4 protein-coding genes and 1 pseudogene are annotated in these 5840 nt (G+C 69.7%); all 5 read left to right on the top strand.

Going from position 1 to position 5840, the window contains the following annotated elements; translation table 11 throughout:
* The coding region (locus ACFFNX_RS39865; protein ID WP_378211346.1) for a hypothetical protein at positions 1–974 on the top strand (974 nt) is incomplete at its 5' end.
* A gap of 227 nt (positions 975–1201) precedes the next feature.
* The gene (locus ACFFNX_RS39860) at positions 1202–2020 is read left to right on the top strand and encodes a CDP-alcohol phosphatidyltransferase family protein (RefSeq protein WP_378211345.1); all 819 of its coding nucleotides are present in this window, start codon (positions 1202–1204) and stop codon (positions 2018–2020) included.
* 68 nt (positions 2021–2088) lie between these two features.
* On the top strand, positions 2089–3879 hold the full coding sequence (metG, locus tag ACFFNX_RS39855; RefSeq protein WP_378211344.1) for a methionine--tRNA ligase: 1791 nt from the start codon (positions 2089–2091) through the stop codon (positions 3877–3879).
* Between the two features lie 52 nt (positions 3880–3931).
* Positions 3932–4747 carry a TatD family hydrolase gene (locus ACFFNX_RS39850; protein WP_378211343.1) on the top strand — a complete coding sequence of 272 codons (816 nt, stop codon included), beginning with the start codon at positions 3932–3934 and terminating at the stop codon, positions 4745–4747.
* Positions 4748–4856: 109 nt separating this feature from the next.
* Positions 4857–5648 (top strand): annotated as a pseudogene (locus ACFFNX_RS52450) (IS982 family transposase).
* The last annotated feature ends 192 nt before the right edge of the window (positions 5649–5840 follow it).

Here is a 5840-nt window from a genome sequence, read left to right as displayed (position 1 = left end):
CGGCCGTGGCGGCCGGTGTCCTCGCCCTGCCGGACGACACGCCGGGGCACGGCGGGGTCACGCCGCCCGCCTCCACGCCGCGGGCCCTGGACGCCCGATCGGTCCTGCTGGCCGGCGCGGAGTACGCCGCGAAGCAGCCGGCGGCGACGCACGGGGCCTACTGGTACTCCCAGATCCGCGAGGTGGATCGGGCCCGGCAGCCCGGAAAGGGCATCAAGGGCAATGGCACGAGCGCCAACGGGGGGCCCAGAAACGGACCCTACTTTCCCTTCCACGCGTACGTCGGCATCACGTGGGAGAACTGGGACCCGTACCGGCAGGGCCAGCCCTCGCGGACGGTGGACCGGGACATCCAGCCCCAGTTCACCACCCCGGCGGACAAGGCCGCCTGGCAGCGGGCGGGGTCACCGTCGCTGACCGACATGAAGCCCTTCTCGGCCGACGCCCACACGGCCGACGATCCCTACCTCGAACTGGGCCCCGGGGGCACGACAATGGCCGGCCTGGCGAAACTCCCCACCACCGCCGCGGGCCTGCGACGCATGGTCGTGGCGGACCGGAACCGCAGGATCGCCGAACTGCGGAAGTACCACGCGCAGAGCCAGGAGGCCTCGCTGACCGAGGACGTCCTGAACGCCGGCATCGCGATCATCAACGCACCCGCGCCGCCGACGGTGCGCGCGGCGGCGTACCGCATGCTCGCCGCCCAGAAGGGCATCCGCTCCATCGGCCCGGCCCGCGACGGACTCGGCCGCTCCGGCGTGGCCCTGGCCGTCCGTGTCGAGGAGAACACGATGCAGGGCCTTCGGCGGAGCGAGGAGCACCTGGTCATCGATCCGGCATCGGCGCGGATCCTGGCGCGCGAGTACTACCCGATCGGTGCGGACGGCACGGCCACGAGCGAGATCGACAACTCGACCCTGATGATCACCGCCGGCTGGACCGACCGCATCGGCGTGCCCTCCCACGGCTGATCCTCCGGCACCGGCATAGCGGCGGCACCCCGGAAGCGTCAAAAAAGGGGAAACCGGACCGGACGGATCGGCGAAGTACGGGTGTGGGCAGCGCAGCGAGCATGAACGGTGGTCCCGATGCTGAGAAACCTGCTGGCACAGATCGCGGAACTCTTCGACCCCGACCCGGACCTGCATTCGGGGGACGACAGTCACGCGCTCGGCGACGAGGAGGACGAGGAGGAGTGGTGAACCCGTTGTTCACGATGGACGATGTACGGACCCGCACGTACAAGGCGCGCGACGCGTGGTGGACCGTGTTCCTGGTCGACCCCCTGGCCGGGCGGCTCGTCCGGTTCACCGCGAACCGGACGCCGCTGACCCCCGACCAGGTGTCGCTCGGCGCGCTGCTGCTGGGCCTGGGCGCGGCCGGGTGCTTCTGGACGGCCGGGCCGTGGCTGATCATCGGCGCGGTCCTGTACCACCTGAGCTTCGTGCTCGACTGCGTGGACGGCAAGCTCGCCCGGCTGACCGGCACGGGCACCGTCTTCGGCGGCTGGCTGGACTATGTGTTCGACCGGATCCGCGTGCTCGCCTGCGCCGTCGCCCTGACGGCCGGGCAGTACGCGGCCACCGGCCGGCCGGAATACCTCGGCCTGGGCATCGGGATCGTCTTCCTCGACATGCTTCGCTATCTCGACGCCCTGAAGGTGGCGGCCGTGCGCCGGGAGATGAACGGCCGGCTGCGCCACGCCGTTCCCGGAGACGGGCCGGAGCGGCCGCCGGTCGACCTCCAGCGGGGTTTCCGGCGGCGGTTCTCCTGGTACCTGCGGGTGCGCGACTGGCTGCTGCGCCACCGGGTCCGTACGCATCTGGTCAGCGGCATCGAGTTCCAGATGGCGGTGTTCATCGTCGGCCCGCTCTGCCACGCGATCATCCCGGTGACGGTGGTGGCCGGGGCGCTGATGCTGGTCTTCGAGGTGGGCATCGTCTACAAGCTGTGGCTGTCGTCGAAGGACTTCACGCAGGCGCTCGGCGAGGTCGAGACCTCGCGGGCGCCGGTGTGAGGACGCGCCGATCACCGGTCGGCGGATATCGTGCTGATACATCCGAGCGGGGCCTCTAGGCTTAGGGCATGTCCAGCCGTCACATCCTGACCGCGCCCGCCTGGCCGTACGCCAACGGGCCCCGCCACATCGGGCACGTCTCCGGCTTCGCGCTGCCCTGCGACATGTTCAGCCGCTTCCAGCGGATGGCGGGCAACAAGGTCCTGATGGTCAGCGGCACCGACGAGCACGGCACGCCGATCCAGGTCCAGGCCGACAAGGAGGGCGTGACCGCCCGGGAGCTCGCCGACCGCTACAACAAGGTGATCGGCCAGGACCTCCACGGCCTGGGCATGTCCTATGACCTGTTCACCCGGACGACGACGCGTAACCACTACGCCGTCGTCCAGGAGATCTTCAAGGGCCTCCACGCCAACGGCTACGTCTTCGAGAAGACGACGATGGGCGCGATCTCGCCCTCCACCGGCCGTACCCTCCCGGACCGCTACATCGAGGGCACCTGCCCGATTTGCGGCTATGACGGGGCGCGCGGCGACCAGTGCGACAACTGCGGCAACCAGCTCGACCCGATCGACCTGATCAACCCCCGCAGCCGCATCAACGGCGAAAAGCCGAAGTTCGTGGAGACCGAGCACTTCTTCCTCGACCTGCCCGCGTTCTCCGAGACGCTCGGGTCATGGCTGCAGAGCAAGGAGGGTCTCTGGCGGCCGAACGTCTACAAGTTCACCCGCAACCTCCTCGACGACATGCAGCCCCGCCCGATCAGCCGCGACCTCGACTGGGGCGTGCCGGTGCCGCTGCCGGGCTGGGTCGATCGGCCCGACAAGCGGCTGTACGTCTGGTTCGACGCGGTGATCGGTTACCTGTCGGCCTCGGTCGAGTGGGCCGGGCGCTCCGGCGACCCGGACGCCTGGCGCGCCTGGTGGCAGAGCCCGGACGCACAGTCGTACTACTTCATGGGCAAGGACAACATCGTCTTCCACTCCGAGATCTGGCCGGCGATGCTGCTGGGCTACAACGGCGAGGGCGACAAGGGCGGGCAGGTGGGCTCCCTGGGCCGGCTCGACCTGCCGTCCGAGGTGGTCTCCTCGGAGTTCCTGACCATGGAGGGGCGCAAGTTCTCCTCCTCGCGGCAGGTCGTGATCTACGTACGCGACTTCCTCGAGCGCTACGACGTCGACGCCCTGCGCTACTACATCGCGGTGGCCGGCCCGGAGAACCAGGACACCGACTTCACCTGGTCGGAGTTCGTCCGGCGCAACAACGACGAGCTCGTCGCCGCGTGGGGCAACCTGGTCAACCGGTCGATCTCGTTCGCGGCCAAGAACATCGGCGAGATCCCGGCGGCCGGCGAGCTGACCGAGGCCGACCGCACCATCCTGCAGCGCTCGCGCGCGGCGTTCGACGCGGTGGGCGCGGAGCTGACCCGGTCGCGGTTCAAGAACGCCGTCGGCGAGACCATGCGGACCGTCGCGGAGGCCAACAAGTACCTGTCCGAGCAGGCGCCGTGGAAGCTCCGCAACGAGGACCCGGAGCGGATGAAGACCATCCTCCACGTCGCGCTGCAGCTCGTGGACGACGCCAAGTCGCTGCTGACGCCGTTCCTGCCGAAGTCCTCGGACAAGGTGTACGCGATGCTCGGCGGCGAGGGCGAGTGGAGCGGCATGCCGGAGCTGCGCGACGTCGAGGAGGACGGCGGCCCCGGCTACCAGGTGCTGACCGGCGCCTATGACACGGCCGCGCGCTGGGAGTCCCGGCCGATCAGGCCGGGCGTCCCGCTGGCGCCGCCGAAGCCGCTCTTCACCAAGCTGGACCCCTCGGTCGTGGACGAGGAGCTGGCCCGGCTCGAGCAGTCGTGAGCGAAGTGAGCGGCACGGTCGGCACGCGGGCTCGGCGGGCGAAGGAGGCCTCGTGAGCCGCGGCGACTCGCGGGAGGCGGCCCCACCGCCTCCCGAGCCGCTGCCGGTCGAGGTGTTCGACAGCCACTGCCACCTCGACATCCTCAAGACGCCGGTCCCGGAGGTGCTCGCCGCGGCCCGCTCGGTGGGCATCCGCCGGGCGGTGACCGTGGGGTATGACCTGGCGTCGTCGCGGTGGTGCGCCGAGGCCGCCGCCGAGCACGACGACGTCTACGCGGCCGTGGCGATCCACCCCAACGACGCGGGCGACGCGACCGACGAGGTCCTCGACGAGATCGCCTCGCTCGCCGCGCTGCCGCACGTCCGCGCGGTCGGGGAGACCGGGCTCGACTACTACCGCGACTGGGCCGACCCGGGCGACCAGCACCGGTCCTTCCGCGCGCACATCGACATCGCCAAGCGCACCGGCACGGCGCTGGTCATCCACGACCGCGACGCCCACGACGACGTCCTGCGCGTCCTGACCGAGGAGGGCCCGCCCGACCAGGTCGTCTTCCACTGCTTCTCCGGCGACCGGGAGATGGCCAAGGTCTGCGCCGACCGGGGATACGTCATGAGCTTCGCCGGCAACGTCACCTTCAAGAACGCCGGAGACCTGCGCGAGGCGGCGGAGGTCGCGCCGCCGGAGCTGCTCCTGGTGGAGACCGACGCGCCGTACCTCACGCCCGTGCCCTACCGCGGCCGGCCGAACGCCCCGTACCTCGTGCCGCTGACCGCCCGCTGCCTCGCCGAGGTCAAGGGCATGGACCTGACCGAGCTGTGTGACACCATCAGCCGCAACGGCGAACGCGTCTTCGGGCCCTGGTGATCCAGGTCGTTGATGGGTTGTTGGTGGGCCGGTCGTAGGCATGGAGGGCGCCCATGATCGGTGTGTGAAGACAAAGCTGGACGCCCTTGTGATCGAACTGTAGGTCCATCTGGGTGATCATGTCCTGTCCTCACAGCGGTAGCCGCGGTGTCGGGGCCGGCCCCGGTTGTTGAGTGATGCCGAGCTGGTGTGTGTCGCGGTCGCGCGGGTGCTGTCGCGGTGTGATGAGGAACGCCGCTGGCTGCGCCTGGCGCCGGGCCGGATCGGGCACGTGTTCCCGCGGCTGCCCCTGTCGGTCCGGATAACGACCGGCATTTGCGCGCGCTGGGCCCGGTCATGTCTTAGATCGTGCTGGGGCCGGCACGCGCGGTCCCGACCTGGCACGAACGGCTACGCCTAGTGGATGGCACACCCGTGCGATGTGGCGCATCCCGCGTCACCGTGAACCGCTCAGGCCTCGGTGAGATCGCCGCGTACGGGCGAGACGCCTCCCATCACGCCTTCCACCGGGGGCCAAGCTGATGCTCATCACCACCGCCGAGGGGGCCCTGACCTCCTACAGCCTGGCTCACCCCAAAGATCTCGACGAACGCGAACGAGCCCTCCACCCGCCCCACGTCCACTGCCGGGCCCTGCCCGATCGTGTGCGGCAAAGGCTTCACCGGAGCCGGCATCGAAAAGGCCACCACCGAACCGGGCCACCCGCTGATCCACCCGACTCGCCACGACGAGCCACCACTGAAGACCAACCCGTTCCCCGCCTGACTACACCAGCGGATCGAAGCGATCATCTGGACCCTTGAAGAACCAACCCGGCCTCGAACGCCACAACGCCTGCACCACTGAAGGCCTATGGACGCGCACATCCCAGCGAATCCCGGCCCTCAAAACCGTGATCTGACACAACCAGCTCATCGGCGCACCCATCAAACGATCACTGACCGCCCACGACCACTAACCACCGACCCACACATCTCCCATCAACGATCTAGAGCATGTTCCGAAGCCCCGCCGGGCCGGGAAAGTCCCGCCCTCCCAGACACTCCCCGCCCTCCCAGACACTCCCCGCCCTCCCAGACACTCCCCGCCCTCC

The organism is Actinoallomurus acaciae (assembly GCF_042429965.1).
GTDB lineage: Bacteria > Actinomycetota > Actinomycetes > Streptosporangiales > Streptosporangiaceae > Actinoallomurus > Actinoallomurus acaciae.
This window is presented reverse-complemented; position numbering and strand designations above follow the sequence as displayed.

Coding starts and splice junctions, on each gene's coding strand:
- metG (WP_378211344.1), top strand. CDS start 2,089: ATGTCCAGCCGTCACATCCTGACCGCGCCCGCCTGGCCGTACGCCAAC.